Source organism: Paenibacillus sp. FSL M7-1414, assembly GCF_038003195.1.
Taxonomy (GTDB): Bacteria; Bacillota; Bacilli; order Paenibacillales; family Paenibacillaceae; genus Paenibacillus; species Paenibacillus amylolyticus.
This window is the reverse complement of sequence record NZ_JBBOOS010000001.1, coordinates 4,914,767-4,930,101: the sequence shown is the minus strand read 5'-3', so window position 1 is coordinate 4,930,101 and position 15,335 is coordinate 4,914,767. Positions and strand designations below refer to the sequence as shown.

General features: G+C 45.9%; 15 protein-coding genes. 9 read left to right on the top strand and 6 right to left on the bottom strand.

Annotated elements, in window-relative coordinates:
- Window positions 1-3: 3 nt before the first annotated feature.
- Genes MHH92_RS21485 through MHH92_RS21455 form a run of 7 tightly spaced genes read left to right on the top strand, consistent with a single transcriptional unit; the run spans window position 4 to window position 7,108 of the window.
- Window positions 4-267, top strand: coding sequence for an acyl carrier protein (locus MHH92_RS21485; RefSeq protein WP_017687156.1), 264 nt, complete (start codon window positions 4-6; stop codon window positions 265-267).
- Window positions 264-1,148: a hypothetical protein gene (locus MHH92_RS21480; RefSeq protein WP_179086485.1), complete on the top strand. Its 885-nt coding sequence runs from the start codon at window positions 264-266 to the stop codon at window positions 1,146-1,148. The genes MHH92_RS21485 and MHH92_RS21480 overlap by 4 nt, the downstream gene beginning before the upstream one ends.
- A 25-nt stretch (window positions 1,149-1,173) precedes the next feature.
- Window positions 1,174-1,914 carry a thioesterase II family protein gene (locus tag MHH92_RS21475; protein ID WP_036615200.1) on the top strand — a complete coding sequence of 247 codons (741 nt, stop codon included), beginning with the start codon at window positions 1,174-1,176 and terminating at the stop codon, window positions 1,912-1,914.
- Window positions 1,915-1,949: 35 nt separating this feature from the next.
- Window positions 1,950-4,283 (top strand): ABC transporter permease, encoded by a 2,334-nt coding sequence (locus tag MHH92_RS21470; RefSeq protein WP_340906161.1) that lies wholly within the window; start codon window positions 1,950-1,952, stop codon window positions 4,281-4,283.
- A 12-nt stretch (window positions 4,284-4,295) separates the two neighbouring features.
- Entirely contained in the window at window positions 4,296-5,063 is a 768-nt protein-coding gene (locus MHH92_RS21465) for an ABC transporter ATP-binding protein (protein ID WP_047843824.1), read from the top strand.
- A gap of 60 nt (window positions 5,064-5,123) precedes the next feature.
- Window positions 5,124-5,759 (top strand): TetR/AcrR family transcriptional regulator, encoded by a 636-nt coding sequence (locus tag MHH92_RS21460; RefSeq protein WP_340906157.1) that lies wholly within the window; start codon window positions 5,124-5,126, stop codon window positions 5,757-5,759.
- 20 nt (window positions 5,760-5,779) lie between these two features.
- On the top strand, window positions 5,780-7,108 hold the full coding sequence (locus MHH92_RS21455) for an MFS transporter (protein ID WP_340906156.1): 1,329 nt from the start codon (window positions 5,780-5,782) through the stop codon (window positions 7,106-7,108).
- Between the two features lie 160 nt (window positions 7,109-7,268).
- On the opposite strand, the gene MHH92_RS21450 is transcribed toward MHH92_RS21455, so the two are convergent.
- The 3 genes from MHH92_RS21450 to MHH92_RS21440 form a co-directional block, all read right to left on the bottom strand.
- Entirely contained in the window at window positions 7,269-8,093 is an 825-nt protein-coding gene (locus MHH92_RS21450) for a carbohydrate ABC transporter permease (protein ID WP_133385583.1), read from the bottom strand.
- A 1-nt stretch (window position 8,094) separates the two neighbouring features.
- The gene (locus MHH92_RS21445; RefSeq protein WP_017687164.1) at window positions 8,095-8,967 is read right to left on the bottom strand and encodes a carbohydrate ABC transporter permease; all 873 of its coding nucleotides are present in this window, start codon (window positions 8,965-8,967) and stop codon (window positions 8,095-8,097) included.
- A 100-nt stretch (window positions 8,968-9,067) separates the two neighbouring features.
- The gene (locus MHH92_RS21440; RefSeq protein ID WP_340906151.1) at window positions 9,068-10,372 is read right to left on the bottom strand and encodes an ABC transporter substrate-binding protein; all 1,305 of its coding nucleotides are present in this window, start codon (window positions 10,370-10,372) and stop codon (window positions 9,068-9,070) included.
- A 177-nt stretch (window positions 10,373-10,549) separates the two neighbouring features.
- Here MHH92_RS21440 and MHH92_RS21435 point away from each other — a divergent pair, with 177 nt between their 5' ends.
- Together MHH92_RS21435 and MHH92_RS21430 are read left to right on the top strand one after the other, a co-directional pair.
- The gene (locus MHH92_RS21435) at window positions 10,550-12,427 is read left to right on the top strand and encodes a cache domain-containing sensor histidine kinase (RefSeq protein WP_340906149.1); all 1,878 of its coding nucleotides are present in this window, start codon (window positions 10,550-10,552) and stop codon (window positions 12,425-12,427) included.
- A 4-nt stretch (window positions 12,428-12,431) separates the two neighbouring features.
- On the top strand, window positions 12,432-13,241 hold the full coding sequence (locus tag MHH92_RS21430; RefSeq protein WP_340906147.1) for a response regulator transcription factor: 810 nt from the start codon (window positions 12,432-12,434) through the stop codon (window positions 13,239-13,241).
- Here the strand turns inward: MHH92_RS21430 and MHH92_RS21425 are convergent, their stop codons facing one another.
- The 3 genes from MHH92_RS21425 to nirD form a co-directional block, all read right to left on the bottom strand.
- The gene (locus tag MHH92_RS21425) at window positions 13,242-13,871 is read right to left on the bottom strand and encodes a YfbR-like 5'-deoxynucleotidase (protein WP_074095934.1); all 630 of its coding nucleotides are present in this window, start codon (window positions 13,869-13,871) and stop codon (window positions 13,242-13,244) included. It abuts the gene before it with no gap.
- Window positions 13,872-14,167: 296 nt separating this feature from the next.
- Window positions 14,168-14,950 (bottom strand): formate/nitrite transporter family protein, encoded by a 783-nt coding sequence (locus MHH92_RS21420; protein WP_076318837.1) that lies wholly within the window; start codon window positions 14,948-14,950, stop codon window positions 14,168-14,170.
- 43 nt (window positions 14,951-14,993) lie between these two features.
- On the bottom strand, window positions 14,994-15,320 hold the full coding sequence (gene nirD, locus MHH92_RS21415) for a nitrite reductase small subunit NirD (protein ID WP_076254401.1): 327 nt from the start codon (window positions 15,318-15,320) through the stop codon (window positions 14,994-14,996).
- Between the last annotated feature and the right edge of the window lie 15 nt (window positions 15,321-15,335).

Sequence of the window (15,335 nt, the reverse complement as noted above, 5' to 3'; positions counted from 1 at the left end):
GCAGTGGATTATCGTCAGGAAATTCGGGAGTTTATCGGGAACAACCTCACCATGGATCATGAGGACACTCAAATTAATGATAATGACAATTATTTTGAGCAGCGGTTCGTCAATTCGCTCTTTGCGATGCGTTTGGTGGACTTTGTAGAGCGTAGATTCCAGATTGAGATAGCAAATGAAGATCTGGATTTGGCTAATTTCTGCACGATTAACCGTTTGCATGATCTTATTGAGAGAAAGTTGACTGAGAAGGAGGCGGCACTATGATTACAGCTAATCAGGCATCCATTCGTCCAGTCACAAGTCCGGCAACCAGCCCGTCCAACAAATATATGTATTTGTTTTTGGGAATTTCCTTTGGCACATGTTATGGAATCGCAAGTTTGTTCATGTTCTTTGCGGATTTTATTGTACCCATAACAGGTGAGTTAACCTTGATGCATCCACTTGCGATCGTTGCTCTGTATTCACCTTCCATTGCCGGATTAATTACATGTTATGTGATGGGCGGAACGGAAGCACTAAAAGGAATGTTTATGAAGCTGGTTCCGCGCAGACAGGACCTGTTCTGGATACCGCTCATTATTGGAATTTCCATCATCTTTGCATCAACAATGCACTTTGGTTCCTTGTTATTCGGCATACCGGTCCCTGAACTGACATATAGTGTACCTGAAATGATCTGGTTGGGGATTGTGAATCTGATCAAGGAGACGGGGCTGATTGGTGGGCTGTTTGGCTGGATCGGATTTTTGCTTCCATTCTTGCAAGGGAAGTTAAAAAATAATATAACAAGTGGTCTGATTACCGGCCTGTTGTTCGGATTATGGGTGCTTCCAGGATACTTGATTTCCTCTTTTGGCACCTCAACCACTTACATATACTACGTTGTTCAGCTTATGGCATTTATCGTGTTCCAAAGTTATATCTTCAATGCAACCAAAGGTACACTTCTGTTTTATCTGCTTGCATTCTGGCTTGTAGCCACAGGAAGTCAAATTGATTTGTACTACTTTAATCCGCAAGTTCAAATTATGCAATTCTTCTTTTTTGCAATATCGGCTATTGTCATACATGTCATCTTCAAGCGTAAAAATGTGGATACTTCACTTCAGACATTCCCTGCATATGTTCTGGAAAGAAAGTAAGCCTGGTTATGGTGGTGGATAAGTGATGGAACCGATCTATTTGGAGCAGCTACAAAAGGGGGAGGGAAACAGACAAATGGTCTGTTTTCCTTATCTCGGTGGCAACTCCAACAGTTTTCAGCCCCTAGTGCCGTACCTTCCTGACACGGAAATTTGGGCGTTTACGCCCCCGGGTCATGGTCTGAACACCGAAACACCCCTGGAGCATATGCAGCAACTCGTAGAACTGTATACCAGCAAGCTCCTGGATGTTATACAGCCCGGCAGTCTGTTATTTGGACATAGTCTGGGAGGGATTACAGCCTACTTCGTTGCGCAGCGCTTATGTCAGGAACGTCCAGATGTAGCTAAAACGCTACGGCTTGTGTTATCTGCCTGCAACACGCCTGACGAATGCGGGATGCAGAATTATGATCGGATGTCAGACGAAAATCTGATTGATCATCTGTTTTCCTATGAAGCTCTCCCGCAAGAACTGATACATGAAAAAGAATTATTGAATTATTTTCTGCCCGTCATCCGGGCGGATTTCAGGATGCTGGAATCTGCAGCAACGCTTGAATATGAGCCGCTCTCATTGCCGGTGTTGTATCTGTGGGGAGAACGGGATCGTACCGTTACCCTTCAATCAGCGTTGAGATGGGGCCGATATTTCGGCACATCCATGAAGCTTCAAACCATCAAAGAGGGTGCTCACATGTTCATGATGCATCAACCTTCAACGGTGGCGCATTGTCTGACAAGCTTTATGACTCCAGATAAATAGGAACAACTTGTAGATGAGAGGAGCCATGTTCGTTTATGCTGCTACGAATGCTGAGAAACGATATAACGAGAAAAAAAGGGATTACGGCTGCGTTGTTTATTTTTGTACTGCTGGCCGCATTGCTGGTATCTTCGGGGTCACGAATGATTATGGAACTGACGAGTTCCATCCAATATCTATTTTCTGAATCCAAAACACCACACTTTGTGCAAATGCATGCCGGAGAACTCGATCAGGTCAAAGTGAACACATGGGCTGAAGAAAATGCTATGGTCCAGCAGCATCAGATTGTGGAAATGGCCAACATTGACGGCTCTAATCTGTTTCTCGGAGCAGAGTCCGAAAAGAACAGCGTTATGGACATTGACTTTGTTACACAGAATCAGGGTTTCGACTATTTGTTGAATCTGGACAGTGAGATTATTCAGGTGAACGATGGGGAGATCGCGGTTCCGGTATATTACATGCAGCAAAAAAAATTGAGCGTGGGCGACCAGGTTCGGATCGATAATGGTCAATTTGAGCGTTCTTACACCATCGTTGATTTTGTCCGTGATGCTCAGATGAATCCATCGGTTGTCCACTCCAAACGTTTTATTGTGAGTGCAGGGAATTTGCAGGAACTGAAGCAGAGCATCGGAGAGATGGAGTACCTCATTGAATTCCGGTTGACGGATCCCGGACTGACGAGTGAATTTACCCAGGCTTACCAAAATGCCGGACTTCCTAACGCGGGTCCAGTCGTAACCTATGGGCTGTTCCAGGTACTGAATGCGATGACCGACGGAGTTATTGCAGCCGTTATTATTCTGGTCAGTCTTGTGCTGATTCTGATTGCAATGCTTTGCATCCGATTCACGATGCTTGCGACCATCGAAGAGGATTATCGTGAGATTAGTGTCATGAAAGCGATAGGGATTGCAGAGAAGGATATTAAGAGACTGTATCTGATGAAGTATGTATTTATGGCGGGATTTGCATCCGTGCTTGGTTACATTGCATCACTTGGCGTTAACAGACTATTTGTTTCCAACATCATGTTGTATATGGGAAAAGCACCTGCAACCTTGTTGCATTTCGCGATTCCGTTATTAGCCGCTGGAATAATATTTGCCATGGTTGTTCTGTTCTGTCGAACGGTACTGCGGCGTTTTCGTTCCTTCTCCGCGGTGGATGCTCTCCGTACCGGGAGCCTGGGAGATACACAGATCATTCGAAACCGGCTTAGTTTGTCCCGCAATCGCTGGTCTTCCGTACCTGTCTTTCTTGGTCTGAAGGAAGTCATACAGCGAATCAAGATGTTCCGATTATTGTTGTTCGTCTTTGTAGTCAGTTCATTTATCATGATTGTGCCGGTCAACTTCCTGAACACTTTGCAGGCGCCAAGTTTTATTTCTTATATGGGTGTTGGACAAAGTGATATTCGCATTGACTTGAGGCACACAGATGATGTGGAGCAGCGTTATGACAATCTGGTTGCCCAGATCCAAAATGATAAAGACATCAAAACGTATTCCCCATTGGTAACAAGCCAGTTCAAGATTAAAAATGCGGAAGGAAGTTACGACAATCTGAGTGTAGAAACTGGGGATTTCAGTATTTTCCCATTGTCATATGTTAGCGGTAATGCGCCAACAACCGAGAATGAAATTGCTTTATCTGATGCAAATAGTAGCGAGCTGCGCCTGAAGACTGGTGAGCAACTTACCTTGCTGGTTAATGGCAAGGACCAGATGATGACGGTCAGCGGAATATACCAGGACGTAACGAATGGTGGGAAAACGGCGAAGGCCTTATTACCTTACAACAAGGATAGTGTGTTGTGGTATGTGGTCAGTTTGGATCTGAATAATCGCGGGGACATGGCTACCAAAATTGCTGAATATGAGGCGGCTTTCTCGCCAGCCAAAGTAACCGATCTTCAAGGTTATCTGGATCAGACATTAGGCGGAACCATCCAACAATTGAAAATGGTGACGATGCTGGCCTTGGTCATCGGTGTCTTCATATCTATTTTAATTACAGCACTGTTCCTTCAGATGTTAGTAGCCAAGGACAACAACGACATTGCTGTACTAAGAAGCCTTGGGTTTGCCTTGTCTAAAATCAAGTTCAAGTATGTCGTGATGTCACTTGTCATATTAATCTTAGGGGTTGTTACTGGAACGATATTGTCCAATACGTTGGGTCCGTTGCTGGTTAGTGCCATTATGTCGACGTTTGGTGCTTCCAATATCGTCTTTGTTGTTAACCCGTTACAGGCATATATTTTGTGTCCTTTGTTACTTGCGGGCACGATTGTACTGACAGCATGGATTAGTATCCAATCGATCAAGGAAACGAGCATATCCAAAATGATTGTCGAATAGGGAGGATCAACGATGACAACTATACTTGAGGCTAAAGACGTGAATAAATCCGTAGCGATCGGCGAGAATGAAGAACATAACATCTTAAAAGATATCAACCTTCAATTAAAAAAGGGAGAATTTGTTTCCATCATGGGGCCATCTGGCTCAGGCAAGTCTACCTTACTGTACAACATAAGTGGTATGGATCAGATTAGTGCTGGAAGTGTCTATTTTAATGGCAAAAAAATATCTGCATTTGAGGAGAGGGATCTGGCAAGTCTACGTTTGACCAAGATGGGATTCATCTTTCAAAATATTCATCTGCTCAAGAATCTGAATCTATTAGACAATATCGTACTTTCCGCGTATCTGGCCAAGAATAGCAGCAGAGAAACGATTAATACACGGGCGATGTCATTAATGAAAAAAATGGGGATTGATGAGCTTGCTGGGCATAACATCACCCAAGCCTCAGGCGGACAGCTTCAACGGATTGCCATCTGCCGTGCACTGATCAATAATCCAGATATTTTATTCGGCGATGAACCAACGGGGGCGCTGAATTCCAAATCAACGTATGAGATCATGGATATTCTGGGCGATATTAATGCAACGGGTACAACCATTCTGCTGGTGACCCATGATGTGAAAGTCGCTGCCAGATCGGAACGTGTACTGTTTATGATGGACGGTAAGCTGGTTGCAGACAGAAATATTGGAAAATATGCAAGAGAGCGTCAGGATCTAAAAACAAGGGAAAGCCATTTGGCGCAATGGTTGACTGAAATGGGGTTCTAAAAAAAGAACTCCATGACTACAATAGACCGACAGTCGGTCGAACGTATCGGAGGCCAGGATATGAGACTGATAAAAAACCCGGAAGAACGCAGGAACGAGATTTTGGATGCTGCCGAGATTCTGTTCGTAACAAAGGGATATACCAAAGCTACGGTCATGGATATCCTACAGGCGTGCAACATTGCCAAGGGTACATTTTATTATTATTTTCAGTCCAAGGAAGAGGTTATGAACGCCATCGTGATGCGTTTTATTCTGAGCGGGGAGGCATCGGCCAGGCACGTGGTGTCCGATCCCAAAATGAACGCCCATGACAAAATTTTTCGCATCATGATGGCGCAGAATCAGCCTGACGGCAGAAAACATGATCTCATCGAGCAATTGCACAGTGTTCATAATGTGGAGATGCACCAAAAGAGTCTTGTAGAGACGGTAATTCGATTAAGTCCCATCTTGGCCGAGGTGGTAGAGCAGGGCATTCAGGAGGGTGTATTTCATACACCTAACCCAAAGGAATCCATCGAATTCCTGCTCGTATCGTCACAATTTTTGCTGGATCGAGGCATCTTTCAATGGGAGGAGGAAGAACTCCAAAAAAAGGTTGAAGCATTCACACATATTATGGAACGTGTGCTGGGAGCAGAACAAGGAAGCTTCGCCTACGTCACTCGTCTCTATTTTCCGAATCAAGGTTAGCCGAGAAAGGAGTATCATCCATGGAACATACCGTTCAAAAATCATTTAAAAAGTTTCTGGTCGTATGGTTCGGTCAGCTCATCTCCATGATTGGGATTGGACTTACAGCCTTCTCCCTGGGGGTGTATGCCTTCGAAAAAACGAATACGGCAACAAGTGTTGCATTGATTACCTTATTCACGTTTCTGCCGAATATCCTGCTTCGACCTATTGGAGGGGTACTGGCAGACCGATTCGACCGTCGAACGATGATGATTATCGGCGACCTGGGGTCGGCAGCCGGTTTGATTTTCATTCTGTCCATTATGCTCACAGGTGATATCCAATTATGGCATATCTATGTGGGAGTGGCCTTTAGTTCCGTGTTTTCCGCGTTGCAGAGCCCGGCATATAAGGCCTCTGCTACGGACCTGCTGGATAAGGAACAATTCTCGAAAGGAAGCGGTCTTGTACAACTGGCTGAATCCTCGAAGTTTCTGTTTTCACCGATCATTGCGGGCATTCTGCTTAGTATAACAACCATTGAAGTCATTCTGGTCATTAATATTCTGACATTCCTGGTTGCCATTCTGGCTGTGCTGGTTATTCGGAAGAGCATGAAGGTGGAGCGAGAGGATCGAGAAGGAAAAAACTGGATCACCGATATTCAAGAGGGCTGGAGAGAAGTTGTAACCAACAAGGGAGTACTGTTGCTGGTGGTGATTATTTCACTTGTCACCTTTTATCTGGGATTCCTGGAGACACTCATTGGTCCGATGCTTCTGTCATTCACGGATGCAAAGACACTTGGAACGTTTCAGTCTGTTAGCGCCATCGGCATGTTGATTAGCAGCTTGTGCATCGGCATATTTACAATAACAAAGAGATACGCAAGTGTGCTTGTGATGGGTCTGATTTTGTGCGGTTTGTCCTTTTCACTTCTGGGCATATCCACCAACATTTATTTTATTATCTTCGCAGGTTTTCTGTTCCTGTCATCACTGCCGTTTGTCAATATGAGCGCAGATGTACTGGTGCGAAACAATATCGCCAACGATAAGCAGGGCAGGGTATGGGGAATCATTGGTATTCTGTCACAACTCGGGTTTATTATCGCGTACAGTTTGGCTGGTTTTCTGGCCGACCATGTGTTTAATCCGTTACTGATGGAGGGGGGAGCACTGGCTTCGTCTGTTGGTCAAATTATTGGAACTGGGCCAGGCAGAGGTATTGCCTTTCTGTTTATCATCGCGGGTCTGTTTGTTATTCTGATCGCAATAATCACATCCCGTTTGAAAATGATCAAATCTCTGGAGCAGAGCCCAGATATAACAGCTCCATCCGATGTTGGCGGGTTGGCGCACGATTAATTCGAATCCAACAGTGTAAGCCCTTGTCCGCAGCAGCGTGTGATACTTCTTCTGTACGAAGAAGTTATTCACACGATGAGCAGACAAGGGCTTTTTGTGCTGAGGAGTCAGAAGATGTACTTAGACAAGAGTGTTTGTGTATTTGGATTGTCGGTGGAGCTTACCCTTTAACCGCCCCTGAAGTTAGTCCTCCTACAATATACTTTTGCCCAATGAGGAACACAATTAACACAGGCAATGACGTGAGCACGATATCGGCACTGACCAGATTCCACTGGGCACTGAATTGTCCAAAGAAGTTATATACAGCCAGCGTCATCGGCCACATCTCCACTGTATTCAGCATATAGAGTGGGGCAGTAAACTCATTCCAGACACTCAGGAAATTAAGAACAAATACCGTTACCAGCACCGAGGTTAACAAAGGTACAATGATTCGCAGGAACAGCTTGATCCCATTACATCCGTCCATGATCGCGGCTTCATCCAGCTCCTTCGGGATGTTAGACACAAACGCATACGTAATGAACAGCGAGATTGGAATACCCATAGCCGTGTAGAGCAGAATCATGCCGACATGTGAATTGATCATACCCATGGACTTCATGACTTCCATCAGCGGAATGTAGTTGAGCGGCAGTGTGATACCAAGAATCAGGAAAAAGTACAGAAACTTGCTGAGCTTCGAATGGTTGCGGGATAACGTGAAGGCCGAGAAGGCCACAACAAACACCAATAGCAGGGAAGAAGCCCCGGAATGCAGCAGACTGTTGAAAAAGGAACCTCCCAAGTGTCCTTGTTCATAGACGATTTTGTAATTTTCGAAGATAAACTTCTCGGGCAGCGTCAGTTTCAGCACTTTGGCCTCGGCGTCCGACTTGAATGAATTCAGTACAATGACGACAAAAGGAATCAAGACCACCAGGCTGAGCAGCCAGGCGAGAGCATTTAACCCGATCGAAGCCAATCTTTTTCTCAATCGCATGTCAGTATTCCACCTTTCGGTTCATCAAACGAATGATGAAAAAGGAGATGATTGCCATGATGACAAACAGAATGGTAGATAGCGCACTGCCCAGTCCCCAATATCCTTTGGCAAAAGAGGAATAGACAGCCGTATTGATGACATCTGTCGCGTTACCGGGGCCACCGTTGGTTAACACGTATACGGCATCGAATACTCTCAGCCCGTATGTAATATTAAGTACCGTGGCGATGGTAATGGTAGGCATCAGCATCGGAATGGTGATCCGGAACAACTTCTGCCCGAAGCCGGCGCCATCAATGGATGCTGCTTCGTAATAATCACGTGGAATCGCGAGCAGTCCGGCGATGAACAGCACCATGATGTACCCCATGCCTTTCCACGTGTCCACTGCCATGATGGATGGCATGGCCCAGGTCAGGGAGCCCAGCCAGTTCTGGGCGAGAACGTCTAGTCCCATGGAACGCAGAGTCACGTTAACGAACCCGTTGTTGGGGTCGAGCAGACTTTTGAACACAAGTCCAACAATCAGGAACGATAGCACCTGTGGTGAGAAGATAATCATCCGGTGCAGATTGGCGGCCTTTACACCGCTGACCAGCAGCAGGGCCAGAAACAAGCCGAGAACCGTCTTGGCGATGGATGTAACCAGGGTAAACAGGACTGTGTTTTTGATAAAAAGAAGATAGGTCGGATCACCCGCCAGAATGGTACGGAAATGCTCCAGACCAATAAAGTTCTTTTCCGAACTATAACTGTTCCAATCGGTGAAGGAATAATAGATGCCCAGCAGGGCGGGAGCAACGATGAACAGCAGATATAATACAATCGCTCCAGATGAGAAATACCAGGGATAGATTTTGTTTGCATTCATAACCGGTAACACCTTTCCTTCCTGCCAAAATACACAAGCGGGCAAATGCCCGCTGCATGTAACGCTGTTCAGCGTTTATGTTTATCTGTGATCTGCGCTGTTACTGCCACTTCTCATCTTTCAGCACTTTGGCTTGTTCAGCACGACGTTTATCAATATTTTGCAAAATCTGATCCGGTGTCATTGCGCCAGCGAACATGCCTGACAAGTCCTTGCCAATATCCATCCATTGTGGATCAATGTATTTTACAGCGGCCTGCATGACCGTACCTTTTTCATGATTTTTCTCATAATCAATATAGTCCTGTGTCAGCTTTGGTTCAATTTCCGGCCAGCAGATCGTCAGATTACCTTCACCTTCATCGAACACACGTTGCAGATGATCATGCTTGGTAATCCAGCGGAAGAATTTCAGCACTTCTTCGGGATGTTTACTGTTTTTGTTACCAAACATCGCAGCCGATCCGCCCGGATTCACTCCAATCGTCTGATTATCTCCCCACGGCATGACGAAGAACCCCATATTGTCTTCCATTTCCGGATACGCTTCGGACACTTCCTTTTCCGTACCTGGCACCCGTAGCAGCATGGCCGCTTTCTCCTGACCAAACGCTTCAATGCCCGCTTCTACCGTATTGGACAAGAAGTCTTTGCCGAAATAACCGAGATCCGCAAATTCTTTCAACTGTTCAATGACCGTCCTAAGCTGTGTCATATCTGCGACTTTCATCTCATTGTTGTTTAATTTCTCGTAGGTTCCCGCTGTTGTTTGCTCATAGTTAGGTCCCGTTTCGAACAAAGGCAGAACCTGATACCAGCCGCTGGCAGGTGCCTGATAGAACGGAATAATGTCTTTATCCTTAATTTTCTGGCTGATTGCCTTGAATTCGGCATAGGATGTAGGAGGCTCTATGCCGAGCTCTTGGAAGATACGCTTGTTATAGTACACATACCAGATTTTCGTTGGTGCAAAAGAAACTCCGTACACCTTGTCATTGTGACTGACGGTTGGCAAAATCTCTTCAGACATCCGACCTGTAAATTCCTCATTGGTCAGGTCAATGGCATTTTCCTCCGGTCTTACGTTAGCCGGCATGCTCAGTGGGTCCACATCGACATTGAAAATGTCAGGTGCTTCGCCAGAGGCCAGCTTCACCTTGATCAGGTCCCGCCACTGTGCGTCAGGGACGACCTGAAAGTCAATTTTGACACCCGTCTCTTGCTCATATTCCTTGGCCATCGTCTGCATGATGCCTGTACGCGGAATACCGGATTGACTTGTTCCAAACGTGAGAGTCACCTTACCCGAACCTTCCGTACTTTTACCTGAGTTGCACCCGGCAAGCAGCAGAGTGGAGAGCAGGAGCACACTTGCAAGTGAAAATAGAAATCGTTTTCTCATCATTGAACCTCCCGGAATATAAAGAAAATTGTCACTTGCCGAAACGCTTAATGTAAGCGTATTCTTATGTGGATAACTTTACTGTGAACAAGGGATGTGCTCAATAGACAAAAGCGTTCTGTTGGGTGGACATTTTCGAATGGTGTGACAGATATCATCATAGGACGAGGTGTGTGAGGATTGCGATATCGATTTGGAACGCTTCAGCAAAGTCTGTTTGCCTATTACTCTGCGGTATTTATTATCTTTTCGCTGATTGTGGCGGGGCTTCTGTATGTTTTTCTCGCAAGTGACATTCGTCAGCGAAGTGAAGAACAGCAGAGACAACTGGGGGTATCAATTGTCAGTAACCTGGATCAGGAAGTGGTGAAAATGAACAACTTCTCCATGAATATTGTGTATTCCAATCTGGTCAAAGAACACTTCAGTCACTACTTGGCACCAGCAGAAGGCAGTGAGCAGACAATGACGAGTGATCCGGCATTGTATAAGGATACAACCACATTAATTGATGTCATTCTCGCGATCATCAGCAGCTCCAATACAGCCAAACAGGCCAATATCTATGATGTGAATGGCAAGATGCTGGGAGCGGGTGCATTCAACGGTCAACTGTCGGTAGACCTGACTCAGCGACCGTGGTACAAGGAAACCTGGGAGCGGAGTGGCTGGCGAGTGATCCAATTGTTAGAGGGCGGAGCCTTGCCCATGCCGACCGGCGAGGGGAAAACGGATCAACCTTACATTTCGCTTACACGGGTATACAAAGATGGCAACTATGTCAGTCAGGGCGTCGTTGAGATTTTGCAGGATGCCGGAACCCTGTTCCAGCATTTGAATGATTTGCAGACAAATAACGACGATCTTCGGATCTATGTAGTGGATGAACAAAATACAAGGTTGTATCCACTTTCTTCGGATGCCGATGCTTCTCAAGCAGGCCATTTCGATGATGTGGACTTGATTCAAAATCTTTCATTTCCGCCTGATACGATGCAGGAGATCACCGATCCTTTGAGTCAGTCCAAACAAATGATGACGTACATGACGTCACAGGAGACGGGATGGACCGTTATTGTCATGCAGTCCAAACAGTCCCTTTTCGCGAGTCTCAACCGGATGGCTGTGATGTTTATCGGTGCCACGTTAGCTACTCTCATGCTGATTCTGATTCTCTCGTATCTGATCTCCAAACGGGTTACTTTGCCGCTACATCGTTTGCAGCGTATTATTCAGAAAACGGGTGAGAATGATCTGGTATCGGGTCAGGATTCGGGTCAGTTGTTCAAGCTGGAGCATCCCGGTTCTATTCGGGAGATGGATGAGCTGAATGATACGTTTATCCGGCTGAATCAACAGCTTGTGCAATCGTTTCAGGACAGGCTGGCGATGAAATCTCAGGAGACAGAAGCGAGATTACTGGCGCTGCAATCCCAGATGAACCCGCATTTTCTCTATAACAACATCACTAATATTAGCATCATGGGGGAAGAAGGCATGAATGAGCAGATTGTCGCGTTCTGCGCCAATATTGCGTCTATGCTGCGTTATATTTCTACTCCGGGTAAGAACGGGGTCCCCCTGTCTCAAGAATTGGATTATTGTGAGCGATATCTGGAGTGTATGAAGATTAGGTTTGAGGATGATCTGCACTACGAGTTTCATATTCCGGAAGAGATGAAGTATATCCAGGTTCCGATGCTGATGGTACAACCACTACTCGAAAATGCCATGAAATATGGACTGGGTGATACCCCTCCATGGAAACTGAATATTACTGGAGATATGGATGCGGTACAGCAGACCTGGCAGATCCACGTGGAAGACAACGGACCTGGCATGGAACCCGAGGCACTTGCCAAGATCATGCATTACATCGAACAGTCACAGGAGTGGGAGCGTATGCCTGACCTCGAAATCAACGGCATGGGACTCAAAAATATATGGGTCCGATTGAAATTATGGTATGGCACGGCAGCCCACATGCAGATTACGAACAAGCCTTCCGGCGGTGTCCAGATTACCATAGGTGGTTCCATTCGAAAGGAGCATGACTGAACCCATGACAATCAAATATAGAACGATTATTGTGGAAGATGAAGCCCTGATTCGCCGGAATGTCTCACGCAAATTCAGGGAACTGGGCACCCGGTTCGAGGTGATCGGTGAGGCGCGGAACGGTCAGGAAGCGTTACAGCTCATTGAACATTCCGTACCTGATCTGGTTGTAACTGATATACAGATGCCGGTAATGAATGGATTGGAACTCGCCAAACATCTGTACTTTGCCTATCCGCATGTGAAAATTGTCATTCTGAGTGGTTATCATGAATTCGAATATGCACGGCAGGCGATCAGTTACAAGGTGGAGGATTATCTGCTCAAACCATTATCGGAAGAACAGCTTCGGACACTGCTGGATGCGATGGAATTGAAGCTTGGGAGCGCTGTGGATTCGCTTGCGCATGTCAGTGCCGTGCTGGATGAGCAGGTGAAGCCGGAGGATATCGCAGAGGCCGTTAAGTTGTATTTGAAGCAGAATTACATGCATGAGATTACACTCCAGGACATGGCGGGACAGATGCATTTTAGTGTGGACTATCTGGGGAAGTGTTTTAAGAAAGTAACGGGTGAGACTCCGCTAAAATATATGACAGGTCTGCGGATTAATGAAGCAAAACGTATGCTCGTCACGCACGAGAATATGGATATCAAGACTATTGGTGGAGCGGTAGGGTATAGTGATTCCCACTATTTCAGCCGGATCTTCAAAAACAAAACGGGCATGTACCCTAGCGAGTACCGACTGCAATTGCAGGAACGAAAAAAAGCCCTGTCCATGGATGATGAGCACGATGTTGACTTGAGCTGATTACTGGGCCAGAGCTTCTTCGGTTATTTTGCGAATATCAAACGGGGAGCGGATACCTTCTTCGATCATGTCGGGGAGAATCTGTTCCAGGAAATACTGCACACAGTGGAGGTCGATATTTTTGATTTTGACCAACGCATAACGGTACATAACGATAAATTCTTTCTCCGTATTGCCACGTTGGAGCTCAGCAAAGGCTTCATATACCTGATCCATCTTGTCTGCGACTTCGAGAATCAGTCCTTCAACCGATTGGTCTTTGCCCTCACGCAGCTGTCTGCGGAAAATAGGCTGGAACTCTTCAGGAATATTTTCATTAATAAAATGTTCAACCATGCCTTCTTCCACCTTTTGCAGCATCGAACGCAGTTCCAGTGAATAATGTTTGACGGGTGTTTTAATATCACCGATGAAGATTTCGCCATAATCATGACTGCTCGTAATTTCGTATAACTTCTTCCAATCTATTGTAGTTCCATGTTGCTCCTCAATATCTGCGAGCGTTTTGGCGTACTGTACCACTTTCCAGGAATGAGCGGATACGCTATGTTCTTCGAATTTGAATTTGCCAGGTGTACGAATAATACGTTCAAGATCATTCAGTGACCTGAAGTATGTGTGAATCCCCATATAAGCGTTCATCCTTTGCTGGTTGAGTATAAGTGTGAGTATGAGTCGACTATACGCCAGTTATGTCAACTGTGGATTAACGCGGATAGCGACGAAGGTAAAATGAAGTTTTAATTCTCTATAGAAGGACGAGAGGATTACGGGAGGATTAAAGGTAACCGTACGAGAGAGTAGCAGCTTATTGACAAACAATAAAAAGCCACGATGTGTGACTGAACGTGAGTTCGGCATCCATCGTGGCTTCAGTGTGTGTAGATGTTGTGCTCTAGGCTACATAAGTGCAGTTGAATCAAGAATTATGCTTTTTTTCGTACCGGAGAAGTATACCAATACGCCATTCCAACAAAGAGGGCACCGCCGATAATATTACCAAGCGTTACCGGAATCATGTTATGGAACCAGCCTGCCATCGTGATTGTATCCGGGTGGTTTGGCAGCAACCAGGATAAAGACAGCAAAGTCATATTGGCAACACTGTGCTCATAACCACTTGCGATAAATGCGTACAGACACCACCAGATCAGAACAAGTTTGGCGATATCTTCTTTGGAGCGAGCTGCCATCCAGATCGCCAGACAGACGAGCCAGTTACAGAGAATGCCGCGGAAGAACAACTCAGACACGGGCGCCGCCATCTTTTTGGCAGAGACAACGAATAACAGATGTTCCGGTGTGGCCGTTTTGAACAGACCGCTACCGACAATGAGTAGACTTAATAGAATTGCGCCGAGCAGGTTACCAACAAAGACGAGCCCCCAGTTCTTCAGCGTTTCGTTCACTGTGGTTCGGCCTGCCAGTGTACTCATGGTAAAGAACATATTGTTACCTGTAAACAGTTCCGATCCGGCAAAGATGACCAGCGTGAGCGCGAGTCCGAAGGACATACCCATCAACATAGTTTGCAGTGGTGACTGTGCCGCTAGGAGCGGAGCACCAATACTGAAGATCAGAACGATGCCAAGCCCTACATAGGCACCAGCCATCAAGGCAGCAACCATATATCGTGACAGGCTTGCGTTCATTTGATCCCGTTTTTTAACCGCAGCTTCAATAATTCCCTCAACACTTGGTGTATACATCACGGTTTCCCCCATTATTTTGCATCAATCTTTGAACGTTTCGCTATATTTCGATCCAAACCTGGCCGTTCTCTACCTTTACCGGATACATCTGTACTTGACCGTTGTCCGGTGCTTGCACAAGACCTGTAGTCAGGTCAATTTTCCAATCATACAGCGGATCGTACAGATAATGCCCGGACACGATGCCTTCAGCCAGCGGCCCACCCTTAGGATGGGGGTTGTGATTATCCGCAGCGAAGATGGTACCATCCGATGCAAGAAAGACAGCAAGCTGATGATCCTTAATCTCAACTACTCTTCCGATTCGTGGCAGGAATTCTTCAACTACTCCGGCAGGGAAGTAGGTGCCTGATTGTTTTGTCGTCATCTTAAACCACTCCTT

Excerpts from the sequence above, each read along its gene's own strand:
- MHH92_RS21480 (WP_179086485.1), top strand. The coding sequence starts at position 264 with ATGATTACAGCTAATCAGGCATCCATTCGTCCAGTCACAAGTCCGGCA.
- MHH92_RS21475 (WP_036615200.1), top strand. The coding sequence starts at position 1,174 with ATGGAACCGATCTATTTGGAGCAGCTACAAAAGGGGGAGGGAAACAGA.
- MHH92_RS21470 (WP_340906161.1), top strand. The coding sequence starts at position 1,950 with ATGCTGCTACGAATGCTGAGAAACGATATAACGAGAAAAAAAGGGATT.
- MHH92_RS21465 (WP_047843824.1), top strand. The coding sequence starts at position 4,296 with ATGACAACTATACTTGAGGCTAAAGACGTGAATAAATCCGTAGCGATC.
- MHH92_RS21460 (WP_340906157.1), top strand. The coding sequence starts at position 5,124 with ATGAGACTGATAAAAAACCCGGAAGAACGCAGGAACGAGATTTTGGAT.
- MHH92_RS21455 (WP_340906156.1), top strand. The coding sequence starts at position 5,780 with ATGGAACATACCGTTCAAAAATCATTTAAAAAGTTTCTGGTCGTATGG.
- MHH92_RS21450 (WP_133385583.1), bottom strand. The coding sequence starts at position 8,093 with ATGCGATTGAGAAAAAGATTGGCTTCGATCGGGTTAAATGCTCTCGCC.
- MHH92_RS21445 (WP_017687164.1), bottom strand. The coding sequence starts at position 8,967 with ATGAATGCAAACAAAATCTATCCCTGGTATTTCTCATCTGGAGCGATT.
- MHH92_RS21440 (WP_340906151.1), bottom strand. The coding sequence starts at position 10,372 with ATGATGAGAAAACGATTTCTATTTTCACTTGCAAGTGTGCTCCTGCTC.
- MHH92_RS21430 (WP_340906147.1), top strand. The coding sequence starts at position 12,432 with ATGACAATCAAATATAGAACGATTATTGTGGAAGATGAAGCCCTGATT.
- MHH92_RS21425 (WP_074095934.1), bottom strand. The coding sequence starts at position 13,871 with ATGGGGATTCACACATACTTCAGGTCACTGAATGATCTTGAACGTATT.
- MHH92_RS21420 (WP_076318837.1), bottom strand. The coding sequence starts at position 14,950 with ATGTATACACCAAGTGTTGAGGGAATTATTGAAGCTGCGGTTAAAAAA.
- nirD (WP_076254401.1), bottom strand. The coding sequence starts at position 15,320 with ATGACGACAAAACAATCAGGCACCTACTTCCCTGCCGGAGTAGTTGAA.